This window comes from Flagellimonas marinaquae (genome assembly GCF_003992675.1).
GTDB lineage: Bacteria > Bacteroidota > Bacteroidia > Flavobacteriales > Flavobacteriaceae > Flagellimonas > Flagellimonas marinaquae.
This window is the reverse complement of record NZ_RZMZ01000014.1, coordinates 222,050-244,505: the sequence shown is the minus strand read 5'-3', so window position 1 is coordinate 244,505 and position 22,456 is coordinate 222,050. Positions and strand designations below refer to the sequence as shown.

Genomic DNA, 22,456 nt, shown 5'->3' with positions numbered 1-22,456 from the left:
TTTTTTAAAAAACCTTATTTCCAGCTATTGACATCAATCATTTCACGACTGCGCTCGAAGTGACCTTGTAAGACTCTGAGACTTCTTAAAAAACAAAACCCCGAGGTGTCTCCCCGGGGTTGTTTTTCTGGTAAAGAAAGGATTAAAACTAGTCCCTTCTTGGCTTTCTGTCGCGGTTGCCACCTCTACGATCGCCACCACCTCTACGGTCGCCGCCTCTGCGGTCACCGTCTCTATCATTTCGTGGTGCACGCTCTTTGTACCCTTCAGGTTTGGGCAACAAGGCTTTCCTTGATACCTTCTCCTTCTTGGTCCGTGGGTCAAGGCCGAAGTATTTCACATCGAACACATCTCCCATGTTGACAACGTCAGATACATTTTCCGTACGTTCCCATGCCAATTCGGATACATGGAGCAGAACTTCATTGCCAGGCGCTTCAGTGTATTCCACTACAGCTCCAAAGTCAAGCATTTTGATGACTTTTACTTCATAAACGCTACCGACTTCCGGTTTGAACATCAATGAATCGATTTTGGCCAATACCCTGTCGATACCATCTTGATCTGTACCCAAGATTTCCACGATACCTTCTTCGGTATCAGGATCTTCATTGATCACAATAGTGGTCTTGGTTGTTTTCTGAAGTTCTTGGATGACTTCACCACCTTTACCGATCAAGGCTCCGATGTATTCACCTGGAATCACTCTGGTCACTATTTTAGGTGCGTAGGATTTCACCTCTGGCCTTGGCTCAGCAATAGTCTCCGTAAGTTTGTCCAAAATATGCATTCTACCATCTTTGGCTTGCATCAATGCTTTTACCAAGATTTCGTAAGAAAGTCCTTTTACCTTAATGTCCATTTGGCAAGCTGTGATACCGTCTGCGGTACCGGTTACCTTAAAGTCCATGTCTCCCAAGTGATCTTCATCGCCCAAGATATCGGATAATACGGCATACTTACCGGTTTCCATATCGGTAATCAATCCCATGGCAATACCGGAAACTGGTTTTTTCAGTTGAATACCAGCATCCATCAAGGCCATAGTTCCGGAACATACAGTGGCCATTGATGAGGAACCGTTGGATTCCAATACTTCGGACACCACACGAACGGTGTATGGGCAATCCGCAGGAATCATGCCTTTTAATGCACGTTGCGCCAGGTTACCGTGACCTACTTCTCTACGTGAAGTACCTCGAATGGGTCTTGCTTCACCAGTGGAGAAAGGAGGGAAGTTGTAGTGCAAATAGAATGTTTCTTCACCTTCATAGGATGGCATATCTATTTGGTTCGCTTCTCTTGAGGTACCTAAGGTGACCGTAGCCAATGCTTGGGTCTCGCCACGGGTAAAGATGGCAGAACCATGTACCGATGGCAAATAATCGATTTCGCACCAGATGGGGCGGATATCGGTAGTTTTACGGCCATCCAAACGAAGTCCTTCCTCTAGGGTAAGGTTTCTAACGGCTTCTTTTTCGGCTTTATGGTAATATTTGGAAACCAAATCACCAATCTCTTCCAATTCTTCCTCGGAAAAGGAGGCTTTGATTTCTTCCTTGATCGCAGCAAAGGCTTCGCTACGTTCTTTTTTGGATGAACCTGCCTTGGCCACTTCGTAAACTTTGTCGTAAGCCATGTCGTGGATTTTCTTTTCCAGATCGGCATCTTCGGCTTCGGGTTCGTACTCACGAACCTCTTTTTTGCCAAAAGCTTCAGCCAATTTTACTTGGGCGGCACATTGTACTTTGATAGCTTCGTGGGCAAATTTGATGGCTTCTACCATCTCCTCTTCGGAAATCTCACTCATTTCACCTTCTACCATCATCACAGAATCTGCGGATGCACCGATCATCATATCGATGTCCGATTCTTCAAGTTGGGCTCTGGTTGGGTTGATAATGAGCTCGCCATTGACTCTCCCTACGCGTACCTCAGAAATAGGGCACTCGAACGGAAGGTCCGATAGTTGGATGGCTGCGGAAGCGGCCAATCCAGCCATTGCGTCGGGCATCACTTCTTCGTCATGCGACATGAGCTGGATCATTACCTGTGTTTCGGAATGGTAATCCTTTGGAAACAAGGGTCTCAATACCCTGTCCACCAAACGCATGGTCAATACTTCGCCATCGCTCGGTCTGGCCTCCCTTTTGAAGAAACCACCGGGGTAACGTCCTGCAGCAGCAAATTTTTCACGATAATCAACGGTAAGTGGCAAAAAGTCCACATCCGAAGCTTTGTAATTGGAGACAACCGTACATAGTAACATGCACTTGCCTGATTGGACAACAACAGAACCATGGGCCTGCTTTGCCAGTTTTCCGGTTTCGATAGAAATCTCCCTACCGTCACCAAGGTCTATGACCTCTCTGAATGTCTTTGGAATCATAAAAATAATCTTACCCTGCCTTGTGGCGGGGTCGTTAAACATTTGGTCTACCGCCATCCGGGCGGTCGGGTTGTGTTGTTGTTGTGTGTGCCTTGGAGGCACTTGACCAATGAAAAACTATTTGTAGCTTTTTGTGTTTGCCTGGTTGCCCAGGACTTTTGGATGACTGAAACAAGTTCAATCAAAACAAAGGGGAAGCCAAAGCCTCCCCTTATGTTTTATTTTCTAATATTCAATTCCTTGATCAAGGAACGATATTTTTCAATGTCTTTTTTCTTTAGGTAATCCAAAAGACTACGTCTTTTACCTACCAATGCCACCAAAGAACGCTCGGTGTTGTAATCCTTGTGGTTCCTTTTTAGGTGACCAGTCAAATGGTTGATACGGTGCGTGAACAAGGCAATTTGTCCTTCCGTAGAACCGGTGTTGCCCTCGGAGCCGCCGTATTTCTTGAAAATTTCAGCTTTTACTTCTTTTGTTAAATACATTCCAATATTTTTTTAAATGATTTTTATGTATTGATTGTCAGTTCCTTCACCATGCTCAGGATAAGCAATCAGCCTGCAAAGATAAACTCTTTTTCCTAATCTACGAATTTTAACGGCAAATTAAACCTTTTGCCAAAGTTCCTATCCAAGAAGCAAACCTATAAATTCAATCATTATGAAAAAGAGACTAAAATTAACCCATTTAACTGGAATCGCTTCTTTGTTTACGGGTGCATTGTTGTTGGGATTTGTTTCCTGTAGCAAAGATGACTCAAATGAAGAGGTGCTCACAACTGCGGAGGTCATGTCTGCCACAGAACTACAATTTAGCGATGAAACTGATTTGATCGCTGATGAAATCATGGGCATTGCCGAAGATGTGTACGCCACCGAAGAAATTGCCAGTACCTCCAAGGGAGACTACAGCTCGGATTATTTGCCAGATTGCGTTACCGTAACAGTTACTTTGGAGAAAGGCATGAGGGCGGTTACCTTGGATTTCGGTGAACGTTGTGAACTTCCCACAGGAAACGTTTTGGGTGGAAGGGTTTACCTGAGCTATGCTCTTGATCTTGCAGCTGCTTCCAATAGTGTGGAACTGACCCTGGAGGATTTCACCTTTAACGACGTTTCGGTAGAAGGTGATGCCACCATCGTTCGGGTACGAAGCAATGAAAATGGGAATCCACAAGGAACGGCCAATGCTATTTTTGTGGCGACATGGCCTAATGGGGAAACAGCTTCTTTTACTGGTACCCGAACCCGAGAATGGATTGAAGGATTTGGCACCGGGTTTTGGGGAGACAACGTGTTCTTGATTACGGGTAAACGCACCTATGTTAGTAGAGCAGGAAATGAATTTGTAAAAGAGGTGATTGCTCCTTTACGCAGGGAATTGTCATGCCGTTTTATAGTGAGCGGAATCATGGATATTTCACGTTTGGGGAACACAGCACGTCTGGATTTTGGGGATGGTAGTTGTGATGCCAAAGGCGTACTTACCTATGCTGATGGAAGTGAAGAGGAAATGTATTTGCGACGGTTTAGGAAATAATTTTCAAGTAAAAGGTTCTCGATAACGCTCGAACTGACAGTAAATGAAAAAGCCCCGATTTCGGGGCTTTTTTTAATCTCTTATGGGTTGATTGGTAATCAAATCTATATACAGATTGATTTTTTTCTTCAAGTCCCTTCGATGCGTGATAAAGTCCAAGAAACCATGTTCTTTCAAGAATTCCGCGGTTTGGAAACCTTCGGGGAGGTCTTTTCCCGTAGTGTCCTTTACTACTCTGGGCCCTGCAAATCCTATCAAAGCACCTGGTTCGGCAATATTGATGTCGCCGAGCATGGCGTAGGACGCCGTTGTTCCTCCCGTGGTGGGGTCGGTGCACAATGAAATGTAGGGAATACCTGCTTCGGCCAATTGCGCCAGCTTGGCGGAAGTTTTGGCCAATTGCATCAAGGAAAGTGCGGCTTCCATCATACGGGCGCCCCCGGATTTGGAAATCATGACGAACGGAATCTTTTTTCTCTTGGCCACATCAATGGCCCTTGAAATTTTTTCACCGACAACGCTACCCATGGAGCCACCAATAAAGGCGAAGTCCATACAGGCGACTACAATGTCTTTCCCTTGGGATTTGCCTACTGCTGTCCTTACGGCATCTTTGAGGCCCGTTTTTTTCTGTGCAGCCTGCAAACGGTCCGAATATTTTTTGGTGTCCACAAACTTTAAAGGGTCTTTGGACGTCATTTTGGTATCAAGCTCACGGAACTTGTTGTCATCAAAAAGAATCTCAAAATATTCTTTGCTCCCTATTCTAACATGGTAATCATCTTCTGGACTTACATAAAAGTTTTTGGCCAAATCCTCGGCCTCCACAATCTTACCGGTCGGGGATTTGTACCACAGCCCTTTGGGGGTGTCCTTTTTCTCTTCCGTTGCGGTTTGTATTCCTTTTTCCTTTCTTTTAAACCAAGACGACATGCAATCAATATTTAGTTAGACAAAGGCTTATAGGGTGTTCACGTTGTTCAGGTCTTCAAAAGCCTTTTTCAAGCGGGCAATAAAGGTTTTTTCACCTTCACGAAGCCAAACACGTGGGTCGTAGAATTTTTTGTTGGGTTGGTCTTCGCCATCCGGGTTGCCGATTTGCGATTGTAGGTAATCTGCCTTTCCTTGGATGTAGTCCCGTACACCTTCCAAAAATGCGTATTGCAGGTCGGTATCAATGTTCATTTTGATGACACCGTAACCAATGGCTTCGCGGATTTCCTCCACAGTGGAGCCAGAACCTCCGTGGAATACAAAATCAATATGGTTATGCTCCACCCCGTATTTTTCCGTGATGAACTCTTGGGAGTTTTTCAAGATTTTCGGGGTCAATTTTACGTTTCCGGGCTTGTAAACGCCATGTACGTTGCCGAATGCTGCTGCTACGGTAAATCTGTGGCTAACTTTTGAAAGCTCTTCGTAGGCGTAAGCAACTTCTTCGGGTTGGGTATATAATTTGGAATCGTCCACATCGGTATTGTCCACACCGTCTTCTTCGCCTCCGGTAATTCCCAATTCAATCTCCAAAGTCATGTCCATCTTGCTCATTCGCTTAAGGTACTCTTTGCAGATCTCAATATTTTCCTCGATCGGTTCCTCGGAAAGATCGATCATATGTGAACTGAACAATGATTTTCCAGTTTCTTTATAATGTTTTTCACTCGCGTCCAACAGCCCATCGATCCAAGGAAGCAATTTTTTCGCACAGTGGTCTGTGTGAAGGATAACGGTTGCTCCGTAAGCTTCAGCCAACTGGTGTATGTGCTTGGCTCCCGCAACAGCTCCCAAAATGGCGGCTTGCTGATTTTCATTGGAAAGTCCTTTTCCCGCATTGAACTGCGCCCCTCCATTTGAAAATTGGATGATTACAGGGGAGTTTAGGCTAGCTGCGGTTTCCATCACGGCATTGATGGTATCCGATCCAATCACATTTACCGCAGGAAGTGCATATCCGTTGGCTTTGGCATGGTTGAAAATTGCTTGTACTTCGTCACCGGTAGCAACGCCGGGCTTAATATTGTGGGACATAGTTTAAATTGGTTTCAAATTAAATAGGAAACAAAAGTAATAAAATATTTCCTCTAGAACGGATAATTGATCCCTATGTTAAACACGGCCCTCTTAAAGTTATAGCCATCGAACCAGCGATCGGAACCTTCCCTGGCAGGATTGTAGGTTTTAAATCCTACATCCAATCTAAACACAAAATAGGTGAAGTCGTAACGTAACCCCAATCCAGTGCCCAATGCAATGTCGGCCAATGAGGAGAATCCGCTGAATACGGCTTCGGGATTGTTCTCGTTATCGAATACGTTCCAAATATTCCCAGCATCGGCAAAAAGGGCACCTTTTACGTCTCCGGCAATGGGGAATCGATATTCCAGATTTAAGGCAAGTTTTAGGTTGGCTTCATTAAAATCATTGATGTTATTGGTTCTTCCCGGGCCCAATTCGTAGGCGTTCCAGGCACGGTTGTCGTTGGAGCCACCGGCAAAGTAACTTCGTACAAAGGGAATATTGTCCGCATTGCCATACGGAATCGCAATACCTGAAAAACTCCGAAACGCAATTACCTGTCCACCTCCAATGCTCCAATGACGGATGTAGTCAAATTCCGTTTTTACATATTGGGAAAAGGGTACCCCGAAAACAAGGTTTTGGCCTTGGTCGTTTCTATTGTAGGGAATCACATTGGTGAGCAGGGATAGCATTGCTCCTGCGCTTTCCAGTTTGATGCGATATTGATAGAAATCCAGATCATTGATTCCGGATTTGCTGTTCTTCGTATGGGTGAAGTTGGTAGCGAAAATGAGGTTGTTTTCTGTAAGTCGCCTACGTCTTTCGGCAATGCTGTTCACTTGCTCAAAGTCTTCATTGCTCACTGGGATCTCACCGTTCAATACACGACTCACAAAATCGTTGGCACCTCTGGGAATGTTCAATCGGGGATTTTCACCCTCTTCATCCACGGGATTGAATAAGTCCGCATACTGTGGATCGTCCTGAAAGGCATCGGCGATGTTGTCCAAATTGGAAAATGTATTCCGGTAGACGTTGAAGAAATTGTTAGGGTTCACATTGCGCACAAATTCCACGTTGAGCAACTCGATATTGTTTTTCAATCGTTCTGTGGGAGACCAATTGAACGAAAGTATGGAGTTGAGGGATTGCCTGTCCAGACCGATGTTCTTTTGAAAATTGGTACCTACGGACAACCTACTTTGCGGCAACATATAGTAAGGGATGATTCTTTCCGTATTAAACGGAAGCCAAATCCGTGGGAAGGTGATATTGATATCGCCCCCAAGTTCTGAGGTAAAGGGTTCGTCGGACAGGGAGCCATCGCTCAACAGACCAATGGAACCCCTAGCTGAGATATTTAGGGTTTCTGCTCCGCCGAACACATTTCTGGTGATTACACCGGCACTGAATGCCGTACCCACCCGCTGAATGTTGGAGTGGGTCACATCAAAGTTCAGGTTCAGTGAATATTTGGGCTTTGCCGCCAAATAAATGTTCGATTCCAAATGGGTGTGTGTGGAATCGGGTATAAACTCAACGTTCGGATACTTAAAGGTATTGAGGTTCGTAATTTGTCTGTAGGTGCGAATACGGTCCAAATCCCTATAGATACTATCTTTTTCAAAGAAAACGGCATCGGTAAGTGCTTTTGGCCTGTACTTTAATTTTCCTTTGTAGTAAATGTTGTAATTGTCATGCTGAACTTTTTGTAAAGTGTCCGTGCCGCTGCCAATATCATAATCTGCATAAATGTTGATTTCTTTATGTCGTGCCACTTTATAGGGCATACTGGTGTCAGTACTGTCGTTGGTGCTTCGGAATTTTTTAATGTTCAACTGTACATCCATTGATTGGTCGTCGGCAGCAAGCGTAGTATCTCGCAGAATGTTGTAGTTGATGGAGCTTTCCTGAAAATTATACACCCCAGAGTTTCGGAAGAGGTTGGTCAAGCGTTCCCGTTCCATGGTGAATTTTTCCAAATCGAACTGTTCGCCTTCTTTTACGAGACTACTGCGCTCCGCACTTTTGTAAATGGAATCCAACTCCGGAGAGGTAATGTTCTTTTGAATGGTGTCCACAATAAAAGGTTTGTTCAGTGTAACACGATATTCGATCTCTGCCTTTTTTTTGTTCTTCCCTGGGATGATTTCATATTCCCCCGAGTTGTTGAAGTATCCCTTGGTGTTGTAGAACGCCTCTATCTTACTTACAGATTTGTTCGTTTTTGCGGTGTCGATAATCGCCGGTGGTTCCCCGATACGTTTGAGAAATTCACTAGCTCCTTTTACCATAAATGATTCCCTTAGGCGATTTACCTGTTTTTCGGAGAGCAGATTGTTCAGGCGTTTTTCCCTTTTTTCTTTTCGGTTCAGCCAATCTTCAAAGGAAGAGTCGGGATTTTCTTTGGCAAGGTTATAAAGATTAAGCTTTAGCGGGTACCCAAGTACATTGCTATTGGGTTTTTGGGTGATAAGACCTTTTATTTCGCTGCTGGTCACTTTTTCGTCATCGACCAAAATGGTGTTTTTGGTGAGCAATAATTCATCCTCCCCCACCTTTTTTAAGGTATTGCAACCCAAAATGCTTAGCAAAAGCAACAATAATCCTATTTTTGCCCAGTTGCACGATACACCAAAACCACTCATAGACGCCAAAAATACACGATTTAGATGGTTACAAAAAACCAAATTAAACTAGTTGTAAGCTTGAAGCAAAAAAAGTACCGATCTCAACATGGTCTTTTTGTGGTGGAAGGCGAAAAGGTGGTTCGTGAGTTGATAGAAGCCGCTGTAAAACCCTTTGGACTATTTGTGGACGAACCAGAACTTCTGAAACAGTTTGACCAGGCAAAGCTTGTTTCCGCCCAAGTGCTGAAGCAAATGAGCAGTTTGACCCGTCCTAGTGGGGTCTTGGGGGTTTTTCACATGATGGAGCCCAAAGATAAAGTAAAAGCGGATTGGACAGTGGTTTTGGATGCTGTCCGAGATCCAGGAAATTTAGGAACCATCATCCGTTTATGCGATTGGTTCGGTATATCTGAATTGGTGTGCTCCACGGATACAGTAGATTGTTACAATCCCAAAGTGTTACAGGCGACCATGGGGTCCATTGCCAGAGTTTCCGTTAGCTATACCGATGTGGTTGACTATCTTACCCAAACAGAACGTCCGGTTTATGGCGCCTATATGGACGGAGCCTCTATTTATCATTCCAATTTGGGTAAAAACGGCATTTTGGTCATGGGCAACGAGGCCAATGGTATTTCGGAAAAAGTCGGGAAATTGATTGCCGAACGTATCTCAATTCCGCAATTTGGAGGAGTCACTACCGAAAGCTTGAATGTCGCCACGGCAACTGCCATCCTGTTGAACGAAATTAGAAGGGAATAGGTTATTCAAAAGTAAAGTTGATAAAAATGCCCCTGGTTCGCATGGCTGCTATGTTACCGGTCCATGGGCTATTGGGGTCATTATCTGGGACCAGCTCGTCCGTAAGTGCGAAAACGCCCCTTATGGATGGGGTAAATTTGAAATATTCGGTGTAAAAATCGATTCCAAACCCAAGTTCATATCCATATACGTTCTGCTTCATGCGGAACTGTCCCGTGCTGTTGTCATCCAAACTATCTTCGTTGCTGCCCAGGTTGATGGATGTGTACACCCCAGCTGTAATAAATGGTTTCCAGTTACCGATGCGTCGAGTACTGGCCTTGAGCAAAAACGGAAATCGAATGTAGGTGGAACGCACCTCACGGATAGCATCCACTTGATTGGTGAAGCCAGGAAAGCCCAAAGTTCGGGCTGTGTAAAGTAGGCCAGGCTCAAACCGCGCATCCAAAAATTCATTGATTCGCAGTTCGCCAATCAACCCCACATTGAAGCCAAAACTCTTGTCGACCAAGATATCCCTTCCTATATCCTCCTTGTATTCAAACTGAAAATCGTACTGGTTAAAACCAAGATAATACCCCCAGTTCAGAAATTTTTTGTCCTCATTCTGAAGGTTTAAAATAGGGTCGCTGCCAAATTGGGCATTGGCCATTGGGCTTGATAACACGATCAGTCCTAAGAAAATCAGGAGATTTTTCATCAATCTATTTTGAAGCAACATAAATGGATGCAACACCCATTGTCTGTGGTTTGTTCTCTACTCCTATAAACCCGATTTTCCTCAAAATATTGTTGAAAGCCTCCCCATGTGGAAAAACAGAGGCCGATTCGCTTAAATAGGTATAGGCGGACCTGTCCTTGGAGAACAGTTTGCCAATGGTGGGCATAATGTGTTTTGTATAGATGTTGTAACCTTGCTTAAATGGGGTTTTTGTGGGCACCGAAGTTTCCAATACCACAAAATGTCCTTCTGGTTTGAGTACCCTATAGATTTCTTCCAATCCTTTTTCAAGGTCTTCAAAATTACGCACACCGAAGGCCACGGTAATCGCATCGAACGAATTGTCCTCAAAAGGGAGGTTTTCGCTGTCGCCTACCACCATCTCAATGGTACTTTCGAGATTTTTATGTGCCACTTTGTGCTTTCCCACCTCCAGCATACCGGGAGAAAGATCGAGGCCCACAATTTTTTTGGCCCCTGTATGGGCCATGGCGATGGCCAGGTCGCCTGTACCAGTGGCGATGTCCAAGATGGAATCCGGGGATTTTTCTTTTAAAAAGGTAACGATGCGCTTGCGCCATTTAACGTCCGTTCCAAAGGAAATTACCCGGTTGAGACCATCGTAACTTCCAGATATATTATCGAACATTTGTCTTACTTGCTCCTTTTTTCCCAGCTCTGATTCTTTGTAGGGGGTTACCTTTTTTGACATCGCTTTAATTTGATCGCAAATATACAACTTAGGTTAGGGGATGAAGACAAAAATATTTGTGTAATTTTGCCCCCTAACGGATTTTGTTTTTCCGTAGTTGTTTAAAAGTATGGACTTTACGTTGGGCATACCAATCTTTGCCACGGTTGTGCCGTGCAAATTGAACTTATTTAAGAACACATCCTATTCTAATCCATGAGAATCATTATTGCAGGTGCTGGTGAAGTTGGATTTCATTTGGCAAAATTACTGTCCTACGAAGCCCAAGAAATCACCTTGATCGATACCGATAAGGAACGCTTGTCCTATGCGGATAACCACTTGGACATCCGTGTGCTTCGTGGCGATGCCACTTCCATACAGGTTTTGCAGGATGCCCAAGTAGATGGTTCCGATCTTGTAATCGGTGTTACGGCTTCGGAGACCACAAATTTGACCTTGTGTGTTCTTGCGAAGCAGCTTGGTTGCAAAAGGACCATGGCACGTATCTCCAACACCGAGTTTATGGACAACCGGGATTTGATCAAGTTTGAGGAATTGGGCATCGATGAACTGATTTCCCCTGAACGCCTTGCCGCCATGGAAATCCAGCTAATGCTCAATCAGTCGGCTTTTAACGATACCTACCAATTTGAAGAAGGCTTGTTGACCATGTTTGGGGTAATTCTCCCCAAAACGGCACCCTTTGTCGGTAAAATGGTCAAAGAAGCTGCAAGAATTTTTCCTGAACTCAATTTTATGCCTATCGCCCTGCAGCGTACGGGCACCCAATTTACCTTGATTCCTCGGGGTGATACCATTTTCAAGGAAGGTGATCAGGTGTATTTCATTACTTCAGACAAAGGAGTGGAGGAGTTGTACAAACTCTCCGGTATGCAAAAACAGGACATCAAAAATGTGATGATCTTGGGAGGAAGCAAGGTCGGATTTAAAACGGCACGCGATCTCTGCAATAAAAAATTCAATGTAAAGTTGATTGAAAAGAACAAGGAAAAGGCCTTTGATATTGCGGATGAATTGCCACACGCCTTGGTTATTAATGGAGATGGACGCAACGTGGAGCTTCTGGAGGAGGAGAATCTCGAATCCATGGATGCCTTTATCGCGGTAACTGGGAACTCCGAAACCAATATTATGTCATGCCTGGTGGCGAAGAACAAAAAAATTAAGAAGACCATCGCCTTGGTAGAAAATATGGATTACTTCCAGTTGTCCCACTCTATTGGAGTTGACACCTTGATCAATAAAAAGCTGCTTGCCGCCAACAGTATTTTCAGATACATTCGTAAGGGCGAGGTATTGGCATTGACCCGTTTGAACAACTTGAATGCCGAGATTTTGGAATTTGAGGTGAAGGCCACTTCTTTGGTGAACGGAGAGATTATCCGGGAGTTGAACTTTCCGAGAGAAGCCAGTATCGGTGGGGTCATCAGAAATGGCGAAGGGATTATTGCCCTTGGTGATTTTAGAATTATGGAAGGGGATAAGGTTGTGGTCTGCTGCTTGCCAAAAGCCATACCTAGGATAGAAAAGCTGTTCCTCTAATGAAGCTCAATACACAGATCATTATTCATATTATGGGACTATTGCTGCTTTGCAATGGTTCCTTTATGTTATTGGCCGCACTGGCGAGTGGTATCTACAAGGATGGTGTGACAATGGATATCATGCTTGCTGCCATAGTCACCATGCTTTTTGGGGTCATGGCCATGTTCTACACTAGAGGTCATAAAAAAGAAGTCAAAAGAAAGGAAGGGTATATTGTAGTGACCTTTGGATGGATTATCATGTCTATCTCAGGCACGCTGCCTTATCTTTTTTCCGGTGCCATACCCTCCATTACCGATGCTTTTTTTGAGACCATGTCGGGATATACCACAACAGGAGCTTCCATTTTGGATGATATTGAGGCCTTGCCAGAAGGCATTTTGCTATGGAGGAGCCTTACGCACTGGATCGGGGGGATGGGAATCATCGTTTTGGCCATCGCCATATTACCGCTGCTGGGCATTGGAGGGATGCAGCTATTCGCTGCAGAAGCACCAGGCCCTGGCGGGGATAAACTGCATCCCAGGATTACCGATACTGCAAAGCGTCTTTGGCTTATCTATTTCGGCTATACCGTATTGGAAAGCTTGTTGCTAAAATTTGCTGGAATGTCATTTTTTGATGCCATCAACCACGCGCTGGCTACCATGTCCACAGGAGGGTTTTCCACCAAAAATGCCAGTTTGGCCTACTGGAACGACCAACCCTTGATTCAATATATCGTTATCCTGTTTATGTTTCTGGCAGGAAGTAATTTTGTACTCAGTTATTTTGCCCTCACGGGCCGCGGACAGCGTATCTTAAGGGATGAAGAGTTCAAGTACTATTTTGGATTTATCGTGATATTCACCCTGATTGCCGCACTCGGGGTTTACTTTAAGGCAGATGTTCCCATCTCTGATTTTCATCCGAAGGTGCTTGGGGAGGCCGAAAGTGCCTTTAGGCATAGTCTTTTTCAAGTGATAGCGGTCATTACTACCACAGGTTTTGTGTCGGCAGATTTTACCTCATGGACCCCATTTTTAACGGTTTTCTTTTTTGGTTTGATGTTTCTCGGCGGATCTGCGGGTTCCACGGCTGGTGGAATCAAGGTGATGCGGCACCTGCTCATCATTAAGAATGGTATTTTGGAATTTAAGCGTACACTTCACCCCAATGCGGTGATTCCCGTTCGCTACAATCAAAAAACGGTAACAGAGCATATCGTGTACAACGTAATCGCTTTTTTTGTGCTCTACATGCTGTTGTTTATAATAGGGTCATTGGTGCTAGGGTTTTTAGGACTGGACTTTGTTTCTGCGGTAGGTGGTTCGGCCTCTTCTCTGGGTAATGTAGGTCCTGCTTTAGGAAGTTTAAACCCCGTGAGCAACTATAACAGTCTCCCAGCGGCTGGAAAATGGTGGTGTGGCTTTTTGATGCTCTTGGGGCGATTGGAACTATTTACCGTACTGATTGTCCTTACCCCGTACTTCTGGAAAAAGACTTAAGGTTAAAGAATCTCTTAAAAAGAGACTTTTGTTTTTCTTTTTGTGGGCAAAACAATACATGAAAGTATTCCCATAAAAACAGTTTGGGACCTGCACGAGAATCCAATCACAAGAGGACCATATCTTTCGTTACGGAAAGCTCAGTCCTATGTTGATACCTCTTTCCACTGTACCATTAAAATAGCTTTGGGCATATCCTACTCGTAAAAAGCGGAACTTTTTAATACCCAGGTTACCCAATGCAACGCCAAATTCGGAGTAGGGGGTGTTCCCTTCAGTAGCCAAAAGTTTCCCTGAAAAAATCAAATGGGCGTTCAGTTTGCGCAGTAGGGGTAGCTTGTTCATGACCCAACCCTTGAAATTATGCTCGAGATGCCCTTCAAAATAGCTTTGATTGGTACTAAAGTTATAATAGGGCAGTAGGAAAAAGGAATCCATGTAGCTCCTTAATGTGATGTGGGATTCGTTTCCGTTGAAATGCTGATAATCCACAAATGATATATTTTCCGCGTTTAAAAAGCTTCCGCCCCTAAAATTATAGGCAAAACGGCCCTTGTCGGCGATGTTAAAGGCTTGGGACAAGCCAGCCTTGAACTGGTGGAAGTGATTATCGCTGTTGTTTGACAAAAATCCGTTTTCATAGCCCAGTGATAGCGTAGGATACCGTTCATTGGGAATATTTATTTTTTCGTCTGGATAGCTCAGATATTTTTGCCCAAACCGAATACGGAACCCCAAATCCATACGCACCAAGGTATGATCTACAATCCCGGCGTTGTTGGTATCGGTAGGGTCTAAAGGGTTGTTGGACGAGAAATCAGCCGGGTCGGAACTAAAAGGGGTGCTCGATACGGTATTGAAGAGCGGCTTCCGGTCTTCGTAAACGACCAACACATTGCCTCGAATCCCATTGGTCAATTCTATGGAATGGAAAACCTCTGTAAAGGTACGGTCGTAGAATTTTGCAAAATTATTTTCAAAGAAAATAGTAGTAATGGTATTCCCTAGAGGGGTAATGGGTTCTTCATTATTAAATTGAACTACCTCTGTTCCAGCTCTGAACCTTATATAGGGCCTAGAGAACTTATTGAAACGGTACGACATGGAGAAAGTGGGTCTCAAGCGTTTGTCGGATTGGCCATAATTAAGTGTTCCACCAAGACCAAAACGACTGCCTTTTTCCTCATTCAATTTTATATAATCCAGTGTTAGCGAGCCATGCCATCCTTGCACGGTATTGAAAAGCAGATTCTGAATAGGTGATTCCACCACATAATAGGTCTCATTGAACGTATCGCTGTAGGTGTAGCCCAAAAATAGGTTTGACCATTTAAACCGATTCCCCTTGGCATCTATCGAGTCCAAATATTGTTCTGATTTTCGAATAACCTGAATACTGTCTTTTCTTAGGTAGTCTTTTTTTTCCTCAGGCGTCAACGGAACAGGGCGGAGACTGGACCAGTATAGGGAGTCTTTCTTATTGGCGTTTTCCTCAAAATCCAGAATTTTATTGGTAAAGTCTGATTTTGTTAGTTGGGGCTCTAGATCATAATTCTTGTAGGCCGCTGTGAACCTGCCATCCCCTTTAAAGCCCAAAATTGAATATTTAAAATCCAGACTTTGTAATACTTTGAGCCACAACTTTTGTTTGGGGGAGTAATTGTAACGTTGTTTTAGAAAAAAAGTATCTACCGGAATAATCTGGGCTTGCTGTCCGGTAGTTTGAAGGTCTGCAGCATAAATGGACCAGTCATTTTCAACAATATAAATGGTCCCGCTGAACGTCTTGTCCTGCTCCCGCTTTGGTGTGATTTCTATTTGGTTGATCAAAACATTGCCGTCTTCGTAAAAAGTACCGACCAGCTTGTAGTTGTAGTAGCTAAAGGCATTTTCCGCGATGGGCGATACGAGCTGAGTGGCCCCTCCGAGCGAAAAGGAATTGTCATACAGAGAAAAGTCAACGTCAGAAGCTGCGTTGAAACTAAAGCCATTGTCATCTCCGGCCACTTTGGAGGCTACAATGGTCTCGGTAAAGTGTTTGTCTTTTTTTGAAATATTGGAAACGGTTTCGGATAGATACACAATGCCTGTACGTGTCGAATCCAGTCCTCCTCCAAAATCACCCAAATCCTGACCTAGGATTCGTTCGGGGGCACCCTCGATACGGATAAGTCCTTTGGAATAGAAATTTGCCGTGTAAGTGGCCAACTTTTCTTTGATGTCTGCTCTTTTTTCAATGGCTTTTTGAATGATATTATTGGCCGGATTTTCTTTGGCGTTTACTTCAACACCGCCCAATTGTACAGATTCCTCTTCGAGTACCATGTTCAATTCTACCTTGTTTTGACTAGCTGTAAGAGTTCTTTTCTCTGTCTTGTACCCCAAATATTTAAATACGATCACTTGTTCTTCATCGGCGGACAAAGGTAATTGATACGTACCCGCGTCATTGGTGGTTGTACCATTTAGGGTACCTTCAACATAAATGTTTACAAATGGAAGTGGCTCTTGTTCGGAATTCGTTACTTTTCCAAACACCTGTGCGTTGCAGTCGATACTGACCACCATCAAAAGCAATAAGAAAATAATTTTATAGTACATGGCAGATGACACTAAAATTATGAAGTAGGTAAAAATGATAATTCAGGAAACACCCCTATTCAGCGTAAATATAGTAAAGGTCAGGTTGAAGCGAACATGATTGGTACCGAATCGTTTTATTTTTAGGATATGCGGTAGAAATTATGGTCTGAATTGTATCCAAAAAAAAAGGCCCTAGCTTAAGCTAAGGCCCTTGATATACTTTTGGATCCATATTAGGTCAATGCATTTTTAATCCGCACAATGGCTTCCTTCAATTCATTTTCCGATGCCGCATAAGAAATTCGAATGCAATTTGGATTTCCAAAGGCTTCGCCCGTAACGGTGGCTACATTGGCATGTTCCAATAGATACAGTGAAAAATCGGAAGCATTATTAATGGTCACCCCATTCAAGCTTTTTCCAAAAAATGCAGAGATATCCGGGAATACATAAAATGCTCCTTCTGGCACGTTTAGGTTGAATCCTTCGATTTCTCCTAAAAGTTCAAGGACAAGGTCCCTTCTTTCATGGAACTTGTCAATCATGTATTTGATTTTGCTTACGGGTGCTTCCAAAGCGGTTATAACGGCCCGTTGTGCAATGGCGTTCGCTCCACTGGTTACCTGTCCCTGGAGTTTGGTACATCCTTTGGCAATCCATTCGGGAGCACCAATGTACCCAATCCTCCAGCCTGTCATGGCAAAAGCTTTGGATACGCCGTTCACGGTTACTGTTCTGTCATACATCCCATCAATCCCAGCTATGCTTACATGTCCGCCAGCAAAATTGATGTGCTCGTAGATTTCATCCGATACTACATAAATGTCTGGATACTTTTTGAGTACCTCGGCCAAACCTTCCAATTCTTCCTTACTGTAAACCGAACCACTAGGGTTACAGGGCGAGCTGAACCAAAGCATTTTGGTTTTTGGAGTAATAGCCGCTTCCAATTGCTCGGGCGTCATTTTAAAATCGGTATCGATTTGGGTAAGGACCTCTACGGGCACCCCTTCGGCCAATTTAACGATATCGCTATAACTTACCCAGTAGGGTGCGGGCAATATCACCTCGTCTCCTGGATTGAGAACCACCATGGCCACATTGAAGAGCGACTGCTTTGCCCCTGTAGAAACCACGATTTGGTTGGGTCCGTAATCAAGATTATTGTCCCTTTTGAACTTGTTGGAAATGGCGGTCTTTAGCTCCGCATATCCATCCACTGGCGTGTAACTGCTATAATTTTCGTCGATGGCCTGTTTGGCGGCATCCTTTATAAAATCGGGAATGTTGAAATCGGGTTCCCCCAAGCTCAAGCCGATAATATCTTTTCCTTCATTTCGTAATTCCCGTGCTTTGGCAGCCATGGCCAAAGTTGCTGACGTGGACATGTTCTTGATCCTGTCAGATAGATGGTTGCTCATTGATGCTTCTTTTTTACTGATACTGAAGGGCTGGATTTTTGCCCAGTTCCTTTAGGTGTTTGAAGTGCGAAATTATAGCTTTTCTGGTAGTTTTATACTCGTGGTAGGGCAAATTGAATTCCCGTGCCGTTTGTTTCACAATTTTGGAAATATTTGTGTAATGAATGTGGCTGATGTTCGGGAAAATATGGTGCTCTACCTGATGGTTCAATCCGCCGGTAAACCAGTTTACGATGCGGTTCTTGGTACCAAAATTCACAGTGGTGAACAATTGGTGGATAGCCCACGTATTTTTCATATTTCCGGCTTCATCGGGAAGCGGTGTGTCTGCATGATCCACAATGTGTGCCAATTGGAAAACAACGCTAAGGATAACCCCTGCCACATAGTGCATGATAAAGAATCCAAGCAAAACTTGCCACCAAGCTATGTCCACAAAAATCAATGGTAGTACAATCCAAATGGTTATATAAATCACTTTTGTGATGACCAATGTACTCCAGTTGATTACTGGATTTGGCAGTTTTCCGTAGCTCAGTTTCCGTTTCATGTAGCGATACATCTGTTGGAAATCTGTAGTAATTGCCCAGTTAAAGGTCAATAGGCCATATAGCAAAATGGAATAATAATGTTGAAATTTATGGTGTTTTCTCCACTCAGCGTGTTTTGAAAATCGTAATATCCTTCCCGCTTCCATGTCCTCGTCATGTTCGTGGATATTGGTATAGGTATGGTGCAGCACATTGTGCTGTACTTGCCAGTTGTAAACGTTTCCAGCCAAAATGTAGATGCTGCTGCCCATTAGTTTGTTTACCCATTTCTTATTGGAGTAGGCACCGTGGTTGCCATCATGCATCACGTTCATTCCCACTCCGGCCATTCCCACACCCATGGTTATGGAGAGTAACAAATAGCCCCAGAAGGGCAGGTTCAAGGTCAACATCAAAAAATAAGGGGTCAAAAAGAGGGCAAACATCACAATGGTTTTCAAGTGAAGTTTCCAGTTCCCGGTTTTCTTGAGGTTATTTTCTTTAAAGTATTCGTTTACTCTTTTGTTCAGCGTTCTGAAAAATTGCGCGGAATCCTTTCTAGAAAACCGGACGGTATTCGTATTCATATTAAAAATTTTTACAAAGGTAACTAAAAAGCTTCTTTAGGTTAACAAGGTTATGTTAGAACGGTGTTAAGGTCGTTAAAAGTATTAGTTTTGTCAAAAATAATGGTTGTAGATGAAAGCGGAACTTGTCTTTAAATATTTTACGACGCTCAATGAAGAACAGCAAGAGCAGTTCGCTAAGCTTGAAGCGTTGTACAAGGATTGGAACCAAAAGATAAATGTGGTTTCCAGAAAGGATATTGATGAGCTGTACCTGCGCCATGTGCTGCATTCTCTAGGCATTGCGCAGATTCAATCGTTCAATGAAGGTTCCCATATTTTGGATGTCGGTACTGGTGGCGGCTTTCCGGGCATCCCTTTGGCCATACTATTTCCAAATGTGAAGTTCACCTTGGTAGATGCCATAGGAAAAAAAATTAAGGTGGTAGATGAAGTGGTAGAAGGCTTGGGCCTGACCAATGTTAAAACCTATCATTCCCGAGTGGAGGATATTCCTGGCCAGTTCGATTTTATCGTAAGCAGGGCCGTGGCCGCTATGCCAACCTTTGTGCACTGGACCAAGGGAAAAATCAAAAAAGATTCGTCCCACCAACGAAAAAACGGCATACTTTACCTTAAGGGCGGAGACCTTACCGAAGAATTGAAAGGCTATGAGACCGTTCAGGTATTCGATTTAAATGAATATTTTGAAGAAGAGTTTTTCGAGACCAAAAAAGTAGTGTATCTGCCCCAAAAGTATAAGGGGTAATTAAATACTGTACATCCTTTTATACACCAATCTACATTTTCTGGCGTATTCCTTGGCATATTGCCATAATTGCTGATACTTTTTGATCATCAATTTTCCCCATGCACTTATTCCTGCTGTCATAACAAATTGATTTTGAAACGTAAATATAGTTAGATTACGTTTAATTTACAATTAGTTAACGTTAAATTTACATTGATATTGCGCTGACAACACTCTTTTAGGCACTTTTTTATGGTAATGCCTCCACATGGTGCAACGGTCTTACTGGTATAGTTCGTCCATATCTGTTTGGGCTATATCCACAAAAAGTTGTCCCATCTTCGCACAGACCATATTAAAAAATACTTCCCCTTTTTCTTTGGTCGCTTTACTAGGGTCGCCAACTCCGGTATCTTCACTTATTTTGGACCATGGGCGTTCGGACCAAGCCCAGCCCTCGGTAAAGGCTTTGATTTTGTTCTTGAGTTCCTTGCCGCTTCCCCATTCTTCTCTGGGCAATACTAGTTCAGGGGCCAAGTGCAGTATTAAACTGGTCTCCATTTCATCGGCATGGTCACCTGGTAGTTCAAATACTCCAGATTCACTGCCTAGTTTAAACCAGTTGGTGATGCAAAGGAACATTTCGGGGAAAAGAAGCCCTAATTCCCGAACGATGGCCTTCCAATTGTTTCCACCGTGGCTGTTCAAAATCATGAACTTTTTCACTCCCTGACGGTCCAATACCGTCAGGATGTCCTTGAGTATGGCAAATTGGGTGCTGGGGTTCAGGTTCATGTCCAAATAGATATCCGATTGCCCTGTGTTTACTCCAAAAGGGATGGTGGGCAGCACTACTACCTTGCTTCCTTTCTCCCAGGCAATGCGCGCAGATTCCTCGGCAATAGAGGTCCCTTCGATTACATCGGTGGCGTATGGCAGGTGGTAATTATGGGCTTCGGTAGCGCCCCAAGGCAGTATGGCCAAATCGAAAGATTCGTTTTTTAGGTGTTTCCAATTGGTCTCGGCCAAAATATAGGGTCTGGGCATGAATACTCGGGATTAGGTTGAACAAAAAAGCCGCCATTGGTGAATGACGGCCTTGAAAATAGTGGTTTTTGTGATTATCCCAAAAATGGATAGCGGTAATCCTCAGGGGTCACAAACGTTTCCTTGATCAATCGAGGGGATACCCATCGCAATAAGTTTTGCATAGACCCGGCTTTATCATTGGTTCCGGAAGCCCTAGCCCCGCCGAAGGGTTGTTGTCCCACAACGGCCCCTGTCGGTTTGTCGTTGATATAGAAGTTACCGGCAGCATTCTGTAATGCTTTCGTGGCTTCGTCGATGGAGTAGCGGTCACCTGATAGGACAGCTCCTGTCAACCCATATTCGGAGGTGCCGTCTACCAATTTTAAGGTCTCGCTCCAGTCGTTGTCTTCATACACATATACGGTGACCACAGGCCCAAAAAGCTCGGTGTACATGGTCTCATATTGTGGATTGGTAGTCAAGATCACGGTCGGCTCAATAAAGTAGCCCACGGATTTATCGTAATTGCCACCGGCGATGATTTCGGCATCTTTATCTTCTTTTGCCTTGTCGATGTATTTTGCCAATTTATCAAAAGCCCCTTCGTGGATTACAGCGGTAATAAAGTTGCTCATATCCTCAGGCGAACCAGGCTTATTGAAGGAAGCAATATCCTTCTTGACTAATTCCAAGATTTCGTTGGCTGTGGACTTGGGCAAGTATACGCGGGATGCGGCGCTACATTTCTGTCCTTGGAACTCAAACGCACCTCGTGTGATAGCGGTGGCCACTTGTTGCGGCTTTGCCGTTGGGTGGGCAATGATGAAATCCTTACCTCCGGTTTCCCCAACAATTCTTGGGTAGGTTTTATAGTTGTGGATGTTGTTTCCAATCTGTTTCCAAAGGGATTTAAAAACATCCGTAGAGCCTGTAAAGTGAATACCTGAAAAATCCGGGCTGGCAAGCACGGTATCGGAAATCATCACAGGGTCGCCGTACACCACGTTGATGACGCCATCGGGCAGTCCGGCCTCCTTGAACACATCCACAATGATTTTTGCGGAATAGATTTGACTATCACTTGGTTTCCAGACCACTACATTGCCCATCATCGCAGCACTGGCGGGAAGGTTCCCTGCAATGGCGGTAAAGTTGAAAGGAGTGATGGCGTAAACAAATCCTTCCAGCGGACGATACTCTACGCGGTTCCAAACGCCTTCGGATGATTCCGGTTGCTCCCCGTAAATCTGTGACATGTACTCCACATTGAAACGCAAAAAGTCGATAATCTCACATGCAGAATCGATTTCGGCCTGATAAATATTCTTGGATTGCCCCAACATGGTGGCAGCGTTCATTTTCTGGCGGTACGGTCCGGCAATAAGCTCGGCGGCCTTTAAGAAAATGGCAGCACGTTGCTCCCAAGTAAGGTCTGCCCATCGCTTTCTTGCTTCCAAACAGTTGGAAATGGCCTTTTCCACATGACTTTTTTCTGCCAAATGGTAATGGCCCAAGATATGTTTATGGTCGTGTGGAGGAGAAAGTGGCTTGGTATTGCCCGTCTTTATCTCTTCGCTACCGATATATAGTGGAATGTCCACTTTCTGGTTGTAGAATGATTTATATTGATTCAGTACTTCTTCTCGTTCGGGAGAACCTGGAGCATAGCTCAATACAGGTTCGTTGTAAGCCGTCGGAACTTGAAAAAATCCTTTTCCCATAGAAATGTATTTTTAGAGTTTTACAATTCTATCAAAGGTAGTGAA

General features: G+C 44.0%; 18 protein-coding genes. 5 read left to right on the top strand and 13 right to left on the bottom strand.

The window, feature by feature from the left end; all coding sequences use genetic code 11:
- Positions 1-148: 148 nt before the first annotated feature.
- Positions 149-2,389 carry a polyribonucleotide nucleotidyltransferase gene (locus EO130_RS08670; protein WP_127141118.1) on the bottom strand — a complete coding sequence of 747 codons (2,241 nt, stop codon included), beginning with the start codon at positions 2,387-2,389 and terminating at the stop codon, positions 149-151.
- A 218-nt stretch (positions 2,390-2,607) separates the two neighbouring features.
- Positions 2,608-2,877, bottom strand: coding sequence for a 30S ribosomal protein S15 (rpsO, locus tag EO130_RS08665; RefSeq protein WP_127141117.1), 270 nt, complete (start codon positions 2,875-2,877; stop codon positions 2,608-2,610).
- Between the two features lie 175 nt (positions 2,878-3,052).
- Here rpsO and EO130_RS08660 point away from each other — a divergent pair, with 175 nt between their 5' ends.
- A complete protein-coding gene (locus EO130_RS08660; protein WP_241244326.1) occupies positions 3,053-3,931 on the top strand; it encodes a hypothetical protein in 879 nt (292 codons plus the stop codon).
- 72 nt (positions 3,932-4,003) lie between these two features.
- On the opposite strand, the gene accD is transcribed toward EO130_RS08660, so the two are convergent.
- Genes accD through tamL form a run of 3 tightly spaced genes read right to left on the bottom strand, consistent with a single transcriptional unit; the run spans position 4,004 to position 8,598 of the window.
- Positions 4,004-4,864 (bottom strand): acetyl-CoA carboxylase, carboxyltransferase subunit beta, encoded by an 861-nt coding sequence (gene accD, locus EO130_RS08655; RefSeq protein WP_127141116.1) that lies wholly within the window; start codon positions 4,862-4,864, stop codon positions 4,004-4,006.
- Positions 4,865-4,891: 27 nt separating this feature from the next.
- The gene (gene fbaA / locus EO130_RS08650; protein WP_127141115.1) at positions 4,892-5,959 is read right to left on the bottom strand and encodes a class II fructose-bisphosphate aldolase; all 1,068 of its coding nucleotides are present in this window, start codon (positions 5,957-5,959) and stop codon (positions 4,892-4,894) included.
- Positions 5,960-6,012: 53 nt separating this feature from the next.
- Positions 6,013-8,598 (bottom strand): translocation and assembly module lipoprotein TamL, encoded by a 2,586-nt coding sequence (gene tamL / locus EO130_RS08645; protein ID WP_127141241.1) that lies wholly within the window; start codon positions 8,596-8,598, stop codon positions 6,013-6,015.
- A 60-nt stretch (positions 8,599-8,658) separates the two neighbouring features.
- Here tamL and EO130_RS08640 point away from each other — a divergent pair, with 60 nt between their 5' ends.
- Positions 8,659-9,342, top strand: coding sequence for a TrmH family RNA methyltransferase (locus tag EO130_RS08640; RefSeq protein ID WP_313781335.1), 684 nt, complete (start codon positions 8,659-8,661; stop codon positions 9,340-9,342).
- A gap of 1 nt (position 9,343) precedes the next feature.
- On the opposite strand, the gene porT is transcribed toward EO130_RS08640, so the two are convergent.
- Positions 9,344-10,042: a type IX secretion/gliding motility protein PorT/SprT gene (gene porT, locus EO130_RS08635; RefSeq protein WP_127141113.1), complete on the bottom strand. Its 699-nt coding sequence runs from the start codon at positions 10,040-10,042 to the stop codon at positions 9,344-9,346.
- A gap of 4 nt (positions 10,043-10,046) precedes the next feature.
- Positions 10,047-10,775 (bottom strand): bifunctional demethylmenaquinone methyltransferase/2-methoxy-6-polyprenyl-1,4-benzoquinol methylase UbiE, encoded by a 729-nt coding sequence (gene ubiE, locus EO130_RS08630; RefSeq protein WP_127141112.1) that lies wholly within the window; start codon positions 10,773-10,775, stop codon positions 10,047-10,049.
- Between the two features lie 195 nt (positions 10,776-10,970).
- Between ubiE and trkA the strand changes: the two genes are divergently transcribed.
- The gene (trkA, locus tag EO130_RS08625; protein ID WP_127141111.1) at positions 10,971-12,320 is read left to right on the top strand and encodes a Trk system potassium transporter TrkA; all 1,350 of its coding nucleotides are present in this window, start codon (positions 10,971-10,973) and stop codon (positions 12,318-12,320) included.
- Positions 12,320-13,810 (top strand): TrkH family potassium uptake protein, encoded by a 1,491-nt coding sequence (locus EO130_RS08620; protein ID WP_127141110.1) that lies wholly within the window; start codon positions 12,320-12,322, stop codon positions 13,808-13,810. Before trkA ends, EO130_RS08620 begins: the two co-directional genes overlap by 1 nt.
- A gap of 129 nt (positions 13,811-13,939) precedes the next feature.
- Here EO130_RS08620 and EO130_RS08615 read toward each other — a convergent pair whose 3' ends face one another.
- From EO130_RS08615 to EO130_RS08605, 3 genes are all read right to left on the bottom strand, one after another.
- Entirely contained in the window at positions 13,940-16,411 is a 2,472-nt protein-coding gene (locus EO130_RS08615; protein WP_127141109.1) for a DUF5686 and carboxypeptidase regulatory-like domain-containing protein, read from the bottom strand.
- Between the two features lie 215 nt (positions 16,412-16,626).
- Positions 16,627-17,814, bottom strand: a complete 1,188-nt coding sequence (locus EO130_RS08610) for a pyridoxal phosphate-dependent aminotransferase (protein WP_127141108.1) — start codon at positions 17,812-17,814, stop codon at positions 16,627-16,629.
- 13 nt (positions 17,815-17,827) lie between these two features.
- A complete protein-coding gene (locus EO130_RS08605) occupies positions 17,828-18,931 on the bottom strand; it encodes a fatty acid desaturase family protein (protein WP_127141107.1) in 1,104 nt (367 codons plus the stop codon).
- Between the two features lie 112 nt (positions 18,932-19,043).
- Here EO130_RS08605 and rsmG point away from each other — a divergent pair, with 112 nt between their 5' ends.
- Positions 19,044-19,679: a 16S rRNA (guanine(527)-N(7))-methyltransferase RsmG gene (rsmG, locus tag EO130_RS08600; RefSeq protein ID WP_127141106.1), complete on the top strand. Its 636-nt coding sequence runs from the start codon at positions 19,044-19,046 to the stop codon at positions 19,677-19,679.
- Here the strand turns inward: rsmG and EO130_RS15640 are convergent, their stop codons facing one another.
- The 3 genes from EO130_RS15640 to pruA form a co-directional block, all read right to left on the bottom strand.
- Entirely contained in the window at positions 19,680-19,802 is a 123-nt protein-coding gene (locus EO130_RS15640) for a hypothetical protein (protein WP_262707325.1), read from the bottom strand.
- Between the two features lie 141 nt (positions 19,803-19,943).
- Entirely contained in the window at positions 19,944-20,708 is a 765-nt protein-coding gene (locus tag EO130_RS08595; RefSeq protein WP_127141105.1) for a creatininase family protein, read from the bottom strand.
- A 74-nt stretch (positions 20,709-20,782) separates the two neighbouring features.
- The gene (gene pruA / locus EO130_RS08590; RefSeq protein WP_127141104.1) at positions 20,783-22,411 is read right to left on the bottom strand and encodes an L-glutamate gamma-semialdehyde dehydrogenase; all 1,629 of its coding nucleotides are present in this window, start codon (positions 22,409-22,411) and stop codon (positions 20,783-20,785) included.
- Between the last annotated feature and the right edge of the window lie 45 nt (positions 22,412-22,456).

Excerpts from the sequence above, each read along its gene's own strand:
- ubiE (WP_127141112.1), bottom strand. The coding sequence starts at position 10,775 with ATGTCAAAAAAGGTAACCCCCTACAAAGAATCAGAGCTGGGAAAAAAG.
- EO130_RS08620 (WP_127141110.1), top strand. The coding sequence starts at position 12,320 with ATGAAGCTCAATACACAGATCATTATTCATATTATGGGACTATTGCTG.
- EO130_RS08660 (WP_241244326.1), top strand. The coding sequence starts at position 3,053 with ATGAAAAAGAGACTAAAATTAACCCATTTAACTGGAATCGCTTCTTTG.
- pruA (WP_127141104.1), bottom strand. The coding sequence starts at position 22,411 with ATGGGAAAAGGATTTTTTCAAGTTCCGACGGCTTACAACGAACCTGTA.
- EO130_RS08670 (WP_127141118.1), bottom strand. The coding sequence starts at position 2,389 with ATGATTCCAAAGACATTCAGAGAGGTCATAGACCTTGGTGACGGTAGG.
- EO130_RS08615 (WP_127141109.1), bottom strand. The coding sequence starts at position 16,411 with ATGTACTATAAAATTATTTTCTTATTGCTTTTGATGGTGGTCAGTATC.
- EO130_RS15640 (WP_262707325.1), bottom strand. The coding sequence starts at position 19,802 with ATGACAGCAGGAATAAGTGCATGGGGAAAATTGATGATCAAAAAGTAT.
- rpsO (WP_127141117.1), bottom strand. The coding sequence starts at position 2,877 with ATGTATTTAACAAAAGAAGTAAAAGCTGAAATTTTCAAGAAATACGGC.
- rsmG (WP_127141106.1), top strand. The coding sequence starts at position 19,044 with ATGAAAGCGGAACTTGTCTTTAAATATTTTACGACGCTCAATGAAGAA.
- EO130_RS08605 (WP_127141107.1), bottom strand. The coding sequence starts at position 18,931 with ATGAATACGAATACCGTCCGGTTTTCTAGAAAGGATTCCGCGCAATTT.
- fbaA (WP_127141115.1), bottom strand. The coding sequence starts at position 5,959 with ATGTCCCACAATATTAAGCCCGGCGTTGCTACCGGTGACGAAGTACAA.
- accD (WP_127141116.1), bottom strand. The coding sequence starts at position 4,864 with ATGTCGTCTTGGTTTAAAAGAAAGGAAAAAGGAATACAAACCGCAACG.
- tamL (WP_127141241.1), bottom strand. The coding sequence starts at position 8,598 with ATGAGTGGTTTTGGTGTATCGTGCAACTGGGCAAAAATAGGATTATTG.
- EO130_RS08595 (WP_127141105.1), bottom strand. The coding sequence starts at position 20,708 with ATGCCCAGACCCTATATTTTGGCCGAGACCAATTGGAAACACCTAAAA.
- EO130_RS08610 (WP_127141108.1), bottom strand. The coding sequence starts at position 17,814 with ATGAGCAACCATCTATCTGACAGGATCAAGAACATGTCCACGTCAGCA.
- porT (WP_127141113.1), bottom strand. The coding sequence starts at position 10,042 with ATGAAAAATCTCCTGATTTTCTTAGGACTGATCGTGTTATCAAGCCCA.
- trkA (WP_127141111.1), top strand. The coding sequence starts at position 10,971 with ATGAGAATCATTATTGCAGGTGCTGGTGAAGTTGGATTTCATTTGGCA.